The sequence below is a fragment of the Pelagibius sp. Alg239-R121 genome, from assembly GCF_947331435.1.
Classification (GTDB): Bacteria; Pseudomonadota; Alphaproteobacteria; order Kiloniellales; family Kiloniellaceae; genus Denitrobaculum.
The window spans coordinates 206,997-221,630 of record NZ_CAMZOF010000007.1 but is presented as its reverse complement, the minus strand read 5'-3'; the positions used below and the strand labels follow the sequence as shown (position 1 = coordinate 221,630).

The following is a 14,634-nucleotide window of genomic DNA, read 5'->3' as shown; positions in this document are numbered from 1 at the left end:
ATATTCATTATTCGATTGATTGCTATAATGATTGATGACCTGCGTGCCATTGCGATATTTGCCGAATCAATCCGGCAAGGGTCGTTTCGCGGCGCCGCAAAGAAGCTTAAACTGTCACCCTCCGTGGTCAGCTATCACGTGTCAGAACTTGAAAAAAGCGTCGGCACGGCGCTGATCTATCGATCGACCCGCAAGCTTTCCCTAACGCATGAAGGTCAGCGCCTCTACGGGCACGCCCTCAATATGCTGACCTCTGCCGAACAGGGTCTGTCGGAGATTTTCTCGAACGGCAATGAGCTCCGCGGTAAGCTGACCATTGCGGCGACGTCTGCGTTGATGCGCTCTCCGCTCAACGAGCAAATCGCAGCCTTTCACAAGCTTCATCCAAAGGTCGTGCTGAACATCTCCTACTCAGATATCAGGCAGGACCTTATCGCCGGCGGCATTGATTTGGCTGTGCGCGCGGGACAGATGGAAGACAGTTCCCTCAAGACCAGACGCATCGGACAGATCCAGCGCCGGCTTGTCTGCACACCCGCATACATCAACGGCAGAACGTCCCCCAAGCGGCCACAGGATCTGGAAACCTGGAATTGGATCAGGCTCGAGATGATGCCCGGTTTCAGGACGCTACGAAAACCCGGACGGCCACCGGTTCAGGTGCGTCAGAACGGCAGCATCTGTGTCGACAGTGCCGAAGCCATGACGCAGCTCTGCCTGCAGGGCTTAGGGTTGGCTACGCCGCCTGACTACCTCGTCGACCGGGAAATCGCCGCAGGAGCTCTCATTGCTGTTCTTCCCGACTGGTCTGTAGACCCCATGCCCCTCTATGCAGTCTGGCCTGACAATGTCGCCGCGAACAACAATACGAAAGCTTTGGTAGAATATCTTACAAAAAATTGATTTTATTACGTTTTTACTGAAGTTTTCTTACTTCTATATCAGAGAAATCCAGTCCTTTCAGGAACACCGGCGCAGCTCTCAAATAGATTTTCTCTTGACCCTTTTCTCCAAATGAGGGAAAAGGCGCCTGAGGATGAAATCAACAATGACCACGAACTTACATATCGCGCTCGAACCCACCCGACGTATGTCCGTGGTGGCGAAAGGCTTTGATTCAGGCCTGTGCTACCGGCACGCGGCCGAGCGCCTGCGCGAGTCGAGTTTGATGTAGATCCTCATCTCACGCACAGCCGTTCGAAGCCGCTTCCCTTTAGAAGCGGCTTTTTTTGTATCAGGAGTTTGTCATGCAGGTACGCATTGAGCACATCGACGACGTTCTACCCCACATCCCGCAGGATGTCGGAATCGTCGTCACTGAGCGTCCGGGTCTCCGGATCATTGACTATGTCTTCACCACCGAAGCCACTTTTCCCACGCCCATGGCGCAGGAGTGCCGGGGGTTAAAGTTTGCGCCCAACGGCCGAATCCTGGCCCGCCCTCTGCATAAGTTCTTCAATATCGGAGAGCGCCAAAGCGTGTCGGAAATCGAATGGTCCATTCCGCACGTTGTCCTCGATAAGCTCGACGGATCCATGATTCACCCCTGTTTTCTGGGCGATCGGCTAACTTTCATGACCCGCTTGGGAGAAAGCCGGCACGCCAAGGCAGCGCTTTCGCATGCCGATGCGGCGATTCTGAAGCTTAGCCGTGATCTGCTGACGGCCGGGATGACGCCGGTGTTCGAGTTTACTTCGCCGGAGAACCGGGTCGTCCTGGCTTACAGCGAGACGAAGCTGACCCTGATTGCGGTCCGTGAGACAATCAGCGGAGCTTACCTGGGACACACTGAACTGATGGATTTCGCTACACGTTATGGCGTGCCGTTGGTCGAACAGTTCGGAAGTGTCGAGGATGCCGTCGCCTTCATGGCGAAGGGGCGTGGCCTGACGGATGTCGAGGGCTACGTCGTTGCTTTCGAGAATGGGCACCGGATCAAGCTGAAGGCCGATGCCTATGTTCTGCGGCATAAGGCACTGGCTGGCGTTTCGAAGGAGCGTAATCTGCTCGAGTGGATCGCGAAGGACGCGATTGACGATGTCCTGCCCCTGCTGGCTGACGACATCGCCGAGCGTGTTGCGACCTACCGGAACCAGGTCTTCGAGGCCTTGGAGCTGCATGTCGCGCGTGTGAACGACTTTGCAGAGCAGCATGAGTCACTGCCCCGCAAAGAGATTGCGTTCGCCGCCCGCGAGAAGCTCGACCAGCGGCTGCATGGCGCGCTCTTCGCCATGCTCGATGGTAAGGACTGCCGTAAGGCCGTCCGGCGTGTGTTGACCTGGGCAAGCCGTTCAGATGCTCGGATGGAATCGATCCGTGATCTCTTCGACATGGCGTGGGACGGCATCGATCTGGAAATCGAGCCGGGGTGAGCGCTGGTGCTTTGGGGGAAGTTGTGTCTTCGACCTGCTTCCCCCGAAGCGCTGTCATTTCTATAAGGGCACGGTCGATGAAATTGACAACGGAACGGCTTGAGCTGCGACCGCTAAAGGAAAGCGATCTGCCGCAGATGCAGCGCTACGCAACGCGGCCGAAGTTCTATCGCTACAACCCGATCGAGGAACAGACGCCGGAAAGCGTCGCAGTTTTTCTGCAGAAAGAGTTGGAAAAGCAGCGGCACGATGGCCGCCACGTCTTAGCCCTGGAGCCGAAGGAAGTGGGTTTTATCGTCGGTACAGTGCGTATCGAAGTTCGGGACCAAAATCACCGTCACGGCGATCTGGGCTATGCCCTCGATTCCGAATATCAAGGCAGAGGCTACATGACTGAGGCCGTGCAACGCCTAATCAGGTTCGGTTTCGAAGAACTACAACTTCACCGAATTTGGGCAACCTGCAATATCGACAACGCCCCCTCATGGCGCCTCATGGAGCGTGCCGGCATGACGCGGGAAGGTCTTCTGCGAGACGATAAATTCCTGCGCGGACATTGGCGCAGTTCATACCTTTACGCGATACTTGCCTCGGACAAAGAGCTGTGACGGAATCTATAACGAGCGGTACTTCCGATCGATTTTAAGATGGATTTAAGGCATGGAGCTAAGAGTCGTCCCGACGACGGACGAGGACGGAGAAACGCTTGCCGCGCTCCGGGTCGCGGCAATGCGCGAGAGTCTTGAGGCGCTCGGCAGGTTTGAACCCGAACGGGCAAGGACTCGCTTCCTCAACAGTTTCGACCCGCGATCAACCTTCCGGGTCCTGTCTGACTCCGTCCTCATCGGGTTCTATGTGCTGCGGGACCGTGATGACTACCTCTGGCTCGACCATCTCTATGTTGCCGTGGAACAGCACGGTCTCGGCGCAGGCAGCCAGATCATCGAAATTGTGAAGAATATAGCCCGTGAGCGTAAAAAACCGCTTCGGCTGGGAGCACTCAAGGAAAGCAGAGCAAATGCATTTTACCTGCGCCACGACTTCATAGAACAGGAGCGGAAGGAGTGGGATATCTATTACGAATGGGCGCCAGATTGACCCACGGCACAAAATCGCCCGAATCGACCCTGTAAATAGGGTCACTTTCTTGCATTTCACAATGTTTCTGGGAGACTACCTTGAGCACCAGTTATCTATTGGGCCGCATGACGTGACACGCCAAAGCAATTTCTCAATTGTAGTTGCAAGAGTCGCGCGAAGGATTGCGGTTGTCGTGGTCGCATTGCACATGACGGCATGCCAAGTGGTGCCGACCAATGTTCAGGACGATGTGCGGGGTGTTCGCGTATTCTTTGCTACCGATCGAACCATGCAAGCCAATGTGCATCCGGGTGAACGCTTCGGCACGGACCGGTCGGACGTCAAATACGGGACCTGTTTCGTGAGCATTCCGCGCCGTCATAAGATCGGCGCGTTGGAATCGCCATCACTGCTGCGGTTCGAATTTAATGAGGATCCTACCCAGCACGTCGTATTGGTCAACGCCGTTGTGCGGTCAAAAGACGCGTTCTTTTCCGAACTCTCGAACCACGTCCGAAACAGTTCGACGAAACAAGCCTTCGTTTTCATTCACGGTTACAACGTGAGCTTCGAAGATGCGGCCAGACGAACCGCGCAGATGTCCTACGATCTCGGCTTTGACGGCGCGCCGGTTTTTTATAGCTGGCCATCTCAAGCCACCGTCAAGGGCTATACGATCGATGAGTCGAACATCGCGTGGAGCGAGACCAATCTAAAAGGTTTTTTCACCGATGTTCTAGCACGCTCGGACGCACAGCGCGTCCATATTGTCGCCCACAGCATGGGCAGCCGTGCGGTAACCCGCGCCGTGGCCTCGCTCATCACCGAAAGCCCAGATGCAAAGGCGCGCATCGGCGAACTGATCCTCACAGCGCCGGACATCGATGCGGATATCTTCAAGCGCGATATCGCGCCTGTGTTCGCAGAGGCGCAGCAGTCGACGACCCTCTACTCGTCATCGGAGGATATCGCTCTGATCGCTTCACAGGAAATCAACGGCTATCCCCGCGCTGGTGACGCGGGTGACGGCCTCGTCGTTGTCCCCGGCGTCGAAACCATCGACGCGACGAATGTAGATACAAGCTTCTACGGCCACTCATACTTCGCCGAAACCCATTCGGTCCTATCCGATATCGCACAATTGATACAAACCGGCGAAGGCGCCGCTCAACGACCGGGCCTACTGTCCCTAAGGTCACCGAACGGTATCTACTGGGCATTCGAATAGGCGCGCGGCCTAAACAGCAGTGGGAGCCGCAAGCAACAGCGCAGCAGCCAGCAATTTCCGGGTATCGTCGAAGACCGACGGCTGCTCGCCGCGCCAGCGGGCGTAGAGACGGTGAAGTGGCTTATCGCCCTGGGCAATGGCCTGCAGGCATTCGCTGGTCTCGCCGACAAATCCGCCCAAGCGCGCTTCCATGTTGGCGCGGTAGGTCTCCCAATGGCGTGCTTCCATGCGCAGGTGAAAAAGCGAGCTGCGGGCGCGGGGCTTGATCTGGAGTTGGCCGATCTGGTTTGGCACCTGCCCCCAGAGCATCATAGCCTTGTCATAGCGGCGATCAGCCTGCCCTTTTCTACCTCGCATCCGAGCGGCCAAACCGGCATTGGCGAGACTGGTGGCATAACGCGGATCGCCGCGGCGAAAGCGGAAAAAGGCCAGGCGGTAGGCTTTTAGGAAGAGGCTTACCGCCCGTGCATCTTCACCGTTGAGCAAAGCGGCGTTACCGGCCTCCTGCAACTGCTCCCATTCCAGATCACACCGCCGCCAGCCAGCGGCTAAAGCAGCGGCAAGCTCCGGGTTCGGTTCAGAGACCGAGGTAGGCTCTGCGGACATGGTCATTTTCGTGCAACTCCTTTGCCGGTCCTTCCAGCACCAGATTGCCAGTTTCCAAAACATAGGCATAGTCTGCCAGACCCAACGCCAGTTCGGCGTTCTGTTCGACCAGAACCACCGGCACACCTTCGCGGCTGATCTCCACGACGATACGCCCCATCTCCTCGACGATCACGGGCGCGAGTCCCATAGAGGGTTCGTCAAGCAAAAGCAGGCGCGGTTTCGCCATCAGGGCACGGCCGATGGCCAGCATTTGCTGTTCGCCGCCGGACATTGTCTTGGCCAATTGGCTTCGCCGTTCTTCCAGACGAGGAAAGCGACCAAAGACTGCGGATAGGTCACTCTCGATCGCCTCCTGGTCCCGACGCAGGAAGGCGCCGGTGCGCAGGTTCTCTTCGACCGTCATATCGGGGAAGACCCGCCGTCCCTCGGGCACATGTGCGATACCCCTGGCAACGACCTGTTCCGGGTTCAGGTTATCGATCCGGCCGCCATCGAACCGGATTTCGCCGCCGGAGAGCTTCGAGAGGCCGGAAATCGCGCGCAGGGTCGTGGTTTTACCTGCACCGTTGGCACCGATAATGGTCACGATGCCACCGTGCGGAATTTTCATGTTCAGGTTCCGGACGGCGGAAACCTTATTGTAGTTGACCGAAGCGCCGACGATTTGAAGCAGGGCAGATTCGGACGACAGAGGATCAGGCTGCATGGGCGCCTCCTCCCAGGTAAGCCTCGATTACCTTAGGGTTCTCGCGAATCTCCTGCGGTACGCCCTCGGCGAGCAGGCGCCCAAACGACATAACCGTGATCCTGTCGCACAGTCCCATGATGGCATGCATGTCATGCTCCACGATCAGGATCGTGACCCCGCTGTCGCGCAGTTTGAAGGTCAGTTCCATCATGCGCTTGGTTTCTTCAGGGTTCATGCCGGTAAAGGGTTCGTCCAGAAGCATCAGGGTCGGGTTTGCCGCCATGGCCACTGCCATACCAAGGGCGCGCTGGTGCCCGTGAGCAAGCTCAGAGGCCAGTTCATGCCGTCGTTCAGCCAGGCCAAAAAATTCAAGAACTTCCTCCGCCCGCTCCCGGGCTGCGCGCCGGCGTCGGCGATCATTCCCAAATATCGCCCCGGCAAGGCTTGGCCGCAGGTTGAGGTGACAGCCGACCACGGCATTTTCCAGCAGGGTGAATTCCTGGAACAGTGTCGAATGCTGAAAGGTCCGGACCAGCCCTTTGGCCGCTGTGCGGTGGGTACCGATTCCAGCGATGTTTTCGCCCCGATAGATGATTTCGCCAGACGTTGGAGTATAGAAGCCGCTGATCAGGTTGAAGCTGGTGGTCTTGCCCGCACCATTCGGCCCGATCAACCCATGGATCGAACCGGCTTCGACCGAAAAGCTCAGATTGTCCACGGCAGTCAGTCCGCCGAAGCGCATGGTCGCGGCACGCACATCGAGCAACAACGTCATTCCGCGCCCTCCTGCGGTTGGACCTTCGGCGGGCTTGGATTGTGATTGCCTCGCCGAACGAGCCTAGAGATTCGAGGCACCAAACTCTCCAGGCCCTTGGGCAGAAAAAGGACGGAACAGATGAGGATCAAACCGTAGAACATGGGTCTGAGCTGGTCGAAACCCAGCTCGCGCAAAAGAATGTCGTTGATCACAATGAGGGCAACCGCACCCAGGATCGGTCCGTAGAAAGTGGCGGTGCCGCCGACGATGGCCCAGGTCAGGACATAGACCATCTCCTCGACATTAAAGCGGTTGGGATTGATCGTGCCGACATAGTGAGCCAGGAGCGCACCCGAAATCCCCGCGAAGAACGACGCAATGACAAAGGCCTGGATACGATAACGCCGTGTATCGACGCCCACGGATTCTGCCAATTTGTCCTGCCAGTGGACTGCGTGAAATGTCAGGCCGATGGGCGAGCGCTCGATCCGCCATAAGATGAAAAGCGATACCGATACAACTGCCAGTGCGACGTAGTAATAGGTCACGGGCTCGTAAAAATCGATCGTGAAGCCGCCAATCTCAATGGTGCCAAGGTCCGGAATACGTTTGATGCCTTTCGGCCCGCCGAAGGGATCTCGGAAGCGTTTCCACAGTAGGCGGATGATCTCGCCGGCGGCAAAAGACCCGATCAGGAAATAAAAACCTTTCATGCGAAACAGCGGATAGCTGAGCGCCCAGGCAATCAGGCCGGCAATAACGCCGCCGATCAGCATGGACAGCGGAACAGGCAAACCGAGTGCCTTGGACGCCAAGGCGCTGGCATAGGCGCCGCAGCCCATGATGACAACATGCCCGAGCGACCACTCGCCGGTGAGGGTTAGAAGGCGGTAGCTCATCACCAGCAGGACATTGATGGTGGTAAAGACCAGGATTTCCTGTTGCGAATAACTGAGCGCGTAAGGCAACGCGATCAGACCTGCATAAAGCACGGCTAGCCAGGCCAATGAGTGGCTATTGCGGCGTTCCTCAGGCACGGTCCGCAGTCCCGAACATACCTGTTGGCTTTACGATCAGCACCAGCAGCATCAGCGACAGGCCGACAATATCGGCGATTACACCATCGAAGAAGGTAGTCACGAAGGTATGGACAAAAGCGTAGATCACAGCCGCCAGGACGGCCCCTTCCAGACTGCCCACGCCACCGACAATGATAACGATAAAGGCAGTCACTATGACTGAGTGTCCCATGTAGGGAAAAGTGCGCACCAGGGGTGCCGTCAGGGCACCGGCAACCCCCGCCAACCCGGCGCCGATAAACATGGCGATGCGGGCTGTCTGGTTGATGGAAATGCCCTGCAAAGCTGCAGCTTCGGGATCCTGTGCACTGGCCCGCAGCGCCCAACCGAAACGCGAGCGTTTGAGGAAAAGCCACAGCGCGGTCAGGAGGATGACAGCACCGACGATCACATAGAGCCGTTGAACCGGCAGGCTGACGCTATCGGAAAACCGCAGGATCTGCTGGGTCGAGGGTGGAATATGTTCCATGCGCACACCGAACCAGACGGACGCCAACGACTGTAGGATCAGCAGAAAACCGATTGAGGCCACCAGGCCACCCAGGGGATTGTCCCGCAAAGGGCGGAACAAAGTACGTTCCATACCGATTCCGACAATACCCACGAAAATCAGTCCGACGGCGGCGGCCAGGAAAAAGGGGAAACCGGCATCAGCGTAAAGCGCGACGACGGCGTAGGCTCCGAGCATATAGAGTTCGCCGTGGGCAAAGTTGACCACGCCCATGACGCCGAAGATCAACACCAGACCGACGGCAACAAGTGCAATGTAGCTGGCAGCATAAGTGGCGTTGAGGGCGGTCTGCGCAAGCAGTTCCAGCATAAAGGATCAACCCGGATTCTATGGGTGAAAGGACGGACCCGGCGCAAACCGGGCCCCTTTATTCAGAACCGGGAAGATCAACCGCGCTGATAGTGCATCTGATCGAGCGCTTCCATGTGCTTGACCAACAGTTTGCCGTGCTTGTCGTACCATGCAGGGATCGACTTGAAGCCCTTGATCACGGCCTTGCCGTTTTCAATGACAACAACCGGCCAGTCACCGACCAGCGCATTATCGATCCCGAAAAGATCTTCGCCCCACCAGCTGGCGTCACCAAAGGCGTGCTTGCCGGAACCGCCATCTTTCATGGCCGCCAACACGGCGTCAGGCTCGACCGAACCGGCCTTTTCGGCACCGGCCTTCCAAAGATCCATGATCGAAGCGTATTCCCATGAAACCGCGCCCCACTCACCCGGATGGCGTTTATTGTACTCGGCATAGAATTCGTTGGGCCGTTGGAAGTTGATCTGCTCGCCGTTCAGCGCAGGATCATCAAAGTCCGGGAACTGGAAAATGAAGCCTTCCATAAATTCCTTCGAGGTCTTCTCGACGATCTTCTCGTAGAAATCGGCAGTGCAGGAGATGATCTGGCCTTTATAGCCTTGCTGAAACAGCTGCTCGCAAATTGGATGCACGTAGTCTGAATAGCAGGTGTCGAGGGAAACGATGGCAGGGTTTTTGGCGAGCAGTTTTGTGACAACCGGCGCAAAGTCGGTGGTGGCCGGATCGAACAGCAGAGGATCGTCCAGCATCTCGATTCCGGCGGCTTCGAAGGCAGCCAGATAAGTTGCGACGGACGGCAATCCAAGCGCATCGTCCTGCGCGCACATCACTGCGGTCTTGAGATCGGGCTTGTTTTCCGCGAGCCATTCGACACCGGTGACGTTGTAAATCGGGTGGACCTCGGCCGGGGCCAGCAGCGTGCTGGAATCCGGTGAAAGATCAGACGGCAGCAACGTTGAAAACAGCATACCCTCGCGCTCGGCGACCTTCTGAACGCCGGGCCAGGTATCACCGCCCAGCATCATGATAAACTTGACACCGTCTTCCTTGATCAGCTTGGTCGCCCCTGCCCGGGCTTTTCCGGGGTCGTATTCGTTGTCGTAGGCGACGAACTCAACTTGGTGCGCCTCGCCGCCGATCGTTAGACCGCCTGCCGCGTTGACCCACTCTGCCCAAATCTGGCAGCCATCGAGGCCAGGTTTGCCCCAGGCCGCGACTTCGCCGGTCAGTGGCGCAAGAAATCCGATTTTGACCACCTTGTCGGCGGCAAAGGCCCGGACGGGCAAAAGACTGCCTAGTGCGCCTGCACCGGCGACTGAAGCGGCGGTCCCAAGCAACCGACGACGGCTTACCATTCCACTCAAGAGCTTGCTGATCATTGAATCTCCCTCCCCTGTTTTGATTGAGAGTCGGGCAGGAATATCGCCCGCTCCAGCTCGACCAAAATGGACCATTCATGTACCAATTTGACGGCGATTTTCATGGACGATAGCAACAAGGAGGTCAGGTTTCAATCAAAAATAGACCAAATGTTAACAGGATTGGGTCATTTGGTCTGGATAATGGACTTAAAATGGCCTATTGTGAACAAATTGGTAATATTTGGTATAATTTGGTTCACATCTTTTTCGAAGCAAAAAGTAAGCTGAATCAAGGTCAAAGAGGCAATCAACAATCCAGGGAGACGAACATGACAACACGTGTCGCCGTCATCGGAGCCGGCCCTTCGGGGCTGGCGCAATTACGCGCTTTTCAATCGGCCGCCAGCAAGGGCGCTGAGATTCCCGAAGTGGTCTGTTTCGAAAAGCAATCCGATTGGGGCGGGCTGTGGAACTATACCTGGCGGACAGGTCTGGATGAACACGGCGAACCGGTTCATTGCAGCATGTACCGCTATCTCTGGTCCAACGGCCCAAAGGAATGCCTGGAATTTGCCGACTATAGTTTCGAAGAACACTTCGGCCGGCCGATTGCCTCCTACCCGCCCCGCGCCGTCCTTTGGGACTACATAAAAGGTCGGGTCGAAAAAGCCGGTGTCAGGGATTGGATTCGTTTCAGTACGCCCGTACGCCACGTCGAATACGATGAGACGAGCGGAAAGTTCACAGTGACGGCCCACGATCTGCCGAACAGTCACATCTACGATGAAGTCTTCGACTACGTGATCGTTGCATCCGGTCACTTCTCAACACCCAATGTGCCTCAGTTCGAGGGCTTCCGCGACTTCAATGGGCGTATTCTACACGCCCACGACTTCCGCGATGCGCTTGAATTCAAGGACAAGGATCTTCTCCTCATCGGCACCAGCTACTCGGCCGAGGACATCGGTTCCCAATGTTACAAGTACGGCGCGAAGTCGATCACCGTAAGCCATCGCACAGGACCGATGGGTTTCCATTGGCCGGACAATTGGCAGGAAGTCCCGCTGCTAACCAAGGTCGAGAACAAGACGGCGACCTTCAAGGACGGCACCACCAAGGAAGTGGACGCCATCATCCTCTGCACAGGATATTTGCACCACTTCCCCTTCCTGCCAGACGGCCTTCGTTTGGAAACCGCCAACCGGATGTGGACGCGCAATCTCTACAAGGGCATCTGCTGGGAGGATAATCCGAAATTGATGTACCTGGGCATGCAGGACCAGTTCTACACCTTCAATATGTTCGACGCCCAGGCCTGGTACGCCCGGGACATTATATTGGGTCGCATCACGCTGCCTGCCTCCAAAGCGGAAATGCAGCAGGAAAACCAGCCCTGGTGCGAACGCGAGGATGCATTGGGCGGGCCGGAGGATCAGATCTACTTCCAAGGCGACTACGTACAGGATTTGATCGACGCCACCGATTACCCCAGCTTCGATGTCGACGGCGTGAACAAGACCTTTATGGAGTGGGAGCACCATAAGGAAGAGAACATCATGGGTTTTCGCAATCAGGCCTACCGCTCACTTATGACCGGCACCATGTCGCCAACACATCACACGCCTTGGTTGGAAGCCCTGGACGATTCGCTGGAGAGCTATCTCTATGCTCCGAACGATAAGAAGGAGGCTCAGGCCTAATCACGAAAGGCTTTGAATTTCCGAAACCAAGGTCCTCCCGAGGTGCAGGCGGAAACTGGTCAAAGGTATTTTTCTGTACTAAGTAATGGCCAATCCGCCTGCGCATCTTGAGCGTGCTCGACCCTGAATCGAAGCGATCAAGTTTGAGCAGTGGGCCAATGCTGAATCGGAAAGTGAATGAACCTGTTAACCAGCCCCCCTTGGGAGGCCGACGATAAGATTGATAAACCGGTCACCCGTGCCACGAAGAAATTGGCAGACGATATTTTTGCCGAAATCATTAACGGGACCTATGACTACGGCACTCGGTTGCCGGCGGAACGGAGTTTTGCCGAGCAGAGCGGCGTGTCCCGCGCGACGGTGCGTCAAGCCCTGGAATTGCTGGAACGCTATGGCGTCATTGAGCGCCGGCCCGGCAGTGGCGCCGTCGTGCGCCTGCGCCAGGCCCGCAGCCCCCAACAGCCGGAACCCATCGAACAGCCAAGCGAAAACCTGTTGAACCTGGCAGAGATCGCTGAAATCACCAGTCCGTTGGAACTGGGCGTCGTACGCTCCATCATCGAGCCCGAAATCGCCCGCCTCGCGGTTCTCAACATGACCTCACGCGACGTTGAACGCATGAAGCAGATACAGATTCGCCTGGAACAGGTGACGGTGGACGGCGAAAAGTTCTCGAAAATCGACGATGAAATCCGATCACTCTTAGCGGAAGGCTCACGCAACCCCCTGTTGATCGCGATGCATCGGATCATTCTGCAGGTCAGCAGCACTGCCGCTTGGGCGGTCAGCCGCCGACGCAACCTCTCTCCTCTTCGCATCAAGCAGCATCAACTGCACAACCGCTCGCTCTGTCAGGCGATCGAGAACCGGGATATCGAGTCGGCGGTCGAGCACTTAAAGCTGCTGCTGGCCGATTTTCATCAGGATCTTGTCAGCAGCGCTTAAGGAGGCAATTAGGGTCATTTCGGATCGTAGTAGAATAGTACGTTCTACAACTGGTCAGCGGCACCTTTTGCGGCCTGTCGTTGAAGGAGCATCGAACGGCTGGTTCGAGCCCACTTCGACTGATGCTGCTTCAAATCCGAACGAGTGCAATGATCCTACAGCGGACTTGACTGTTCTCAGCGAAAGACCATCCCGGGGAAAACGCTGAGCAATACCACGACTAATCCGGCAACCGCGACAAAAGGCAAAGCGGATTTGAAAATCGCGCCGGCTTTCACGTCGGACACAGTTGCAGCCACGTAGAGGGCGACACCGACGGGTGGGGTTACCAGCCCGAGCGTCAGGTTCAGGCAGAGGATGACGCCGAGGTGATAAGGATCAATTCCATAGACAGACATCGCAACCGGTAGAATGATGGGCACGACCATGATGAGGGCCGGAATGCCATCAATAATCATACCCACGGCCAACATGATCAGGTTCACAAGAAGCAGGAACAGGATTGGATGCTCGGCCACGGTCACGACCCACTCGGCCAGGCTCTGCGGTATCTGCCCATAGATCAAAACCCAGCTGAACACATTCGCCGTGGCTACCATGAAGAGGACAAGGGCCGCGTTTGATCCGGCGGTCAGCAGCATCTTCGGAATGTCCCGATCCGAAAGCTCGCGTGTGACGAATTTGCCAATCAGGTAGGCCATGACGGCGGCGATGGCTGCCGATTCAGTCGGTGTTGCGATGCCCAGTAAGATACTCCCGATGATCGACGCAGGAATAACCAGGGTTAATACACCGTCACGCAGCAGGCCGACCCGCTCCTGCCGGGTCAGCGGCGGCGCAACGGGGAAGGGATTGAACAGGCCGATCACAAAGATCACGACCATAAAGCCGGCGGCCATCATCAGGCCCGGCACGATGCCCGCGATAAACAGGTCTCCAATCGAGATCTGGGCCAATACGCCGTACACGACAAACATCATCGAAGGCGGGATGATCGGAGAAAGCAACCCGGCCGACGTTGTCGTCGCGACCGCAAAGGTCTTCCGGTACCCGGCGCGTTCCATCTCCGGGACCATGACTTTGGACATGATCGAAATCTGCGCCGTGGCCGATCCCAGAATTGAGGCCATCATCATGTTGGCAAGTATGTTCACATAGACCAACCCGCCCTTCATCGTGCCAACGACGGCACGCGCCATACCAATCAGCCGGATCGTGATGCCGCCCCCGTTCATCATCTCGCCGACCATCATGAAAAGCGGGATCGCCAACAGCCCATACTTGCCGATGCCGGACTGTAACTGAAGCGCGTAGGACCCGATCAACGCGGTGTTGCCTGTGTCCAGCAGATAGACGGTCGCAGAGGCCGCAAGAACGATACCGATGGGGGCGCCAATAAACAGCAAGCCGACAAAGACGAGAGCCGTGATCATGGCGCGGCTCCGGTCGCTGGAACATTGCAGACATCCCGCAGAAGGCAGGCCGCGCTATGTATGATCAAAGTGAACGCAAAGAGCGGCATCACCAGGAAGAACCACAATCGGCGCACGCCTATCGTGTTGGTCACTTCCTGATAGACACTGTTAAACGTTTTCTCAAAAAACAGCTTCAGATCGAAACCACTCTGCGCCAGTGTCGCCGGATCGAACCAGACCCAGCAGGCATAGGCCAGAAACAAGGCAAAGCCAAGATTGATGCATTGGACCGCGATTGACATCCGGCGGCGGGTCGCCCCGGAAACCGCATCCGACAACAGAGTCACTGCAAAATTACGTCTTTGCGCAAACATCAGACTGGAGCCGACAAAGGCGAAGACGACCATGAGATTGATGGCCAGCTCGTCCGCCCAGTACAGGGACCAGTTCACCGCGCGGCTGACGACATTCAGAACCATCAGCATCAGCACAGCCGCCACCAGTAGTTTCAGCAGCGCCGCTTCAATTCTGGCAATCCAGTCGGATGACCTCAAAATCAAGTTCATACCGCGGCCCT

The 14,634-nt window shown here is 56.7% G+C and carries 16 protein-coding genes; 8 read left to right on the top strand and 8 right to left on the bottom strand.

Annotated features, from left to right (window positions below; all coding sequences use genetic code 11):
* Positions 1–27 precede the first annotated feature (27 nt).
* The 6 genes from QMZ18_RS22825 to QMZ18_RS22800 all read left to right on the top strand — a co-directional run bounded on the left by QMZ18_RS22825 (position 28) and on the right by QMZ18_RS22800 (position 4,680).
* Positions 28–903, top strand: a complete 876-nt coding sequence (locus QMZ18_RS22825; protein ID WP_282608671.1) for a LysR family transcriptional regulator — start codon at positions 28–30, stop codon at positions 901–903.
* A 145-nt stretch (positions 904–1,048) separates the two neighbouring features.
* On the top strand, positions 1,049–1,174 hold the full coding sequence (locus QMZ18_RS22820) for a hypothetical protein (RefSeq protein ID WP_282608670.1): 126 nt from the start codon (positions 1,049–1,051) through the stop codon (positions 1,172–1,174).
* Between the two features lie 73 nt (positions 1,175–1,247).
* A complete protein-coding gene (locus tag QMZ18_RS22815; RefSeq protein WP_282608669.1) occupies positions 1,248–2,372 on the top strand; it encodes an RNA ligase in 1,125 nt (374 codons plus the stop codon).
* A gap of 77 nt (positions 2,373–2,449) precedes the next feature.
* Positions 2,450–2,980: a GNAT family N-acetyltransferase gene (locus QMZ18_RS22810; RefSeq protein WP_282608668.1), complete on the top strand. Its 531-nt coding sequence runs from the start codon at positions 2,450–2,452 to the stop codon at positions 2,978–2,980.
* A gap of 52 nt (positions 2,981–3,032) precedes the next feature.
* A complete protein-coding gene (locus QMZ18_RS22805; protein WP_282608667.1) occupies positions 3,033–3,470 on the top strand; it encodes a GNAT family N-acetyltransferase in 438 nt (145 codons plus the stop codon).
* A gap of 175 nt (positions 3,471–3,645) precedes the next feature.
* Positions 3,646–4,680 carry an alpha/beta hydrolase gene (locus QMZ18_RS22800; protein ID WP_282608666.1) on the top strand — a complete coding sequence of 345 codons (1,035 nt, stop codon included), beginning with the start codon at positions 3,646–3,648 and terminating at the stop codon, positions 4,678–4,680.
* Between the two features lie 9 nt (positions 4,681–4,689).
* On the opposite strand, the gene QMZ18_RS22795 is transcribed toward QMZ18_RS22800, so the two are convergent.
* From QMZ18_RS22795 to QMZ18_RS22770, 6 genes are all read right to left on the bottom strand, one after another.
* Positions 4,690–5,292: a hypothetical protein gene (locus QMZ18_RS22795; RefSeq protein ID WP_282608665.1), complete on the bottom strand. Its 603-nt coding sequence runs from the start codon at positions 5,290–5,292 to the stop codon at positions 4,690–4,692.
* Complete coding sequence (locus tag QMZ18_RS22790; RefSeq protein ID WP_322097270.1) at positions 5,258–5,962, bottom strand: ABC transporter ATP-binding protein; 705 nt, start codon at positions 5,960–5,962, stop codon at positions 5,258–5,260. The genes QMZ18_RS22795 and QMZ18_RS22790 overlap by 35 nt, the downstream gene beginning before the upstream one ends.
* Before the next feature lie 22 nt (positions 5,963–5,984).
* Entirely contained in the window at positions 5,985–6,752 is a 768-nt protein-coding gene (locus QMZ18_RS22785; protein ID WP_282608664.1) for an ABC transporter ATP-binding protein, read from the bottom strand.
* Entirely contained in the window at positions 6,749–7,771 is a 1,023-nt protein-coding gene (locus tag QMZ18_RS22780; protein WP_282608663.1) for a branched-chain amino acid ABC transporter permease, read from the bottom strand. The genes QMZ18_RS22785 and QMZ18_RS22780 overlap by 4 nt, the downstream gene beginning before the upstream one ends.
* Positions 7,764–8,633, bottom strand: a complete 870-nt coding sequence (locus QMZ18_RS22775) for a branched-chain amino acid ABC transporter permease (RefSeq protein ID WP_282608662.1) — start codon at positions 8,631–8,633, stop codon at positions 7,764–7,766. The genes QMZ18_RS22780 and QMZ18_RS22775 overlap by 8 nt, the downstream gene beginning before the upstream one ends.
* A gap of 77 nt (positions 8,634–8,710) precedes the next feature.
* Entirely contained in the window at positions 8,711–10,015 is a 1,305-nt protein-coding gene (locus QMZ18_RS22770; RefSeq protein WP_282608661.1) for an ABC transporter substrate-binding protein, read from the bottom strand.
* 311 nt (positions 10,016–10,326) lie between these two features.
* On the opposite strand from QMZ18_RS22770, the gene QMZ18_RS22765 reads away from it, so the two are divergent.
* Both QMZ18_RS22765 and QMZ18_RS22760 read left to right on the top strand, forming a co-directional pair.
* A complete protein-coding gene (locus QMZ18_RS22765; RefSeq protein WP_282608660.1) occupies positions 10,327–11,697 on the top strand; it encodes an NAD(P)-binding domain-containing protein in 1,371 nt (456 codons plus the stop codon).
* A 177-nt stretch (positions 11,698–11,874) separates the two neighbouring features.
* Entirely contained in the window at positions 11,875–12,642 is a 768-nt protein-coding gene (locus QMZ18_RS22760) for a FadR/GntR family transcriptional regulator (RefSeq protein ID WP_282608659.1), read from the top strand.
* A 176-nt stretch (positions 12,643–12,818) separates the two neighbouring features.
* Here QMZ18_RS22760 and QMZ18_RS22755 read toward each other — a convergent pair whose 3' ends face one another.
* Together QMZ18_RS22755 and QMZ18_RS22750 are read right to left on the bottom strand one after the other, a co-directional pair.
* Complete coding sequence (locus QMZ18_RS22755; RefSeq protein WP_282608658.1) at positions 12,819–14,075, bottom strand: TRAP transporter large permease; 1,257 nt, start codon at positions 14,073–14,075, stop codon at positions 12,819–12,821.
* Positions 14,072–14,623 carry a TRAP transporter small permease gene (locus QMZ18_RS22750; RefSeq protein ID WP_282608657.1) on the bottom strand — a complete coding sequence of 184 codons (552 nt, stop codon included), beginning with the start codon at positions 14,621–14,623 and terminating at the stop codon, positions 14,072–14,074. The genes QMZ18_RS22755 and QMZ18_RS22750 overlap by 4 nt, the downstream gene beginning before the upstream one ends.
* Between the last annotated feature and the right edge of the window lie 11 nt (positions 14,624–14,634).

What these genes read in the sequence shown, in the direction of transcription:
- QMZ18_RS22785 (WP_282608664.1), bottom strand. Translation starts at nt 6,752, where the DNA reads ATGACGTTGTTGCTCGATGTGCGTGCCGCGACCATGCGCTTCGGCGGA.
- QMZ18_RS22760 (WP_282608659.1), top strand. Translation starts at nt 11,875, where the DNA reads ATGAACCTGTTAACCAGCCCCCCTTGGGAGGCCGACGATAAGATTGAT.
- QMZ18_RS22770 (WP_282608661.1), bottom strand. Translation starts at nt 10,015, where the DNA reads ATGATCAGCAAGCTCTTGAGTGGAATGGTAAGCCGTCGTCGGTTGCTT.
- QMZ18_RS22750 (WP_282608657.1), bottom strand. Translation starts at nt 14,623, where the DNA reads ATGAACTTGATTTTGAGGTCATCCGACTGGATTGCCAGAATTGAAGCG.
- QMZ18_RS22765 (WP_282608660.1), top strand. Translation starts at nt 10,327, where the DNA reads ATGACAACACGTGTCGCCGTCATCGGAGCCGGCCCTTCGGGGCTGGCG.
- QMZ18_RS22805 (WP_282608667.1), top strand. Translation starts at nt 3,033, where the DNA reads ATGGAGCTAAGAGTCGTCCCGACGACGGACGAGGACGGAGAAACGCTT.
- QMZ18_RS22810 (WP_282608668.1), top strand. Translation starts at nt 2,450, where the DNA reads ATGAAATTGACAACGGAACGGCTTGAGCTGCGACCGCTAAAGGAAAGC.
- QMZ18_RS22820 (WP_282608670.1), top strand. Translation starts at nt 1,049, where the DNA reads ATGACCACGAACTTACATATCGCGCTCGAACCCACCCGACGTATGTCC.
- QMZ18_RS22825 (WP_282608671.1), top strand. Translation starts at nt 28, where the DNA reads ATGATTGATGACCTGCGTGCCATTGCGATATTTGCCGAATCAATCCGG.
- QMZ18_RS22815 (WP_282608669.1), top strand. Translation starts at nt 1,248, where the DNA reads ATGCAGGTACGCATTGAGCACATCGACGACGTTCTACCCCACATCCCG.
- QMZ18_RS22775 (WP_282608662.1), bottom strand. Translation starts at nt 8,633, where the DNA reads ATGCTGGAACTGCTTGCGCAGACCGCCCTCAACGCCACTTATGCTGCC.
- QMZ18_RS22755 (WP_282608658.1), bottom strand. Translation starts at nt 14,075, where the DNA reads ATGATCACGGCTCTCGTCTTTGTCGGCTTGCTGTTTATTGGCGCCCCC.
- QMZ18_RS22795 (WP_282608665.1), bottom strand. Translation starts at nt 5,292, where the DNA reads ATGACCATGTCCGCAGAGCCTACCTCGGTCTCTGAACCGAACCCGGAG.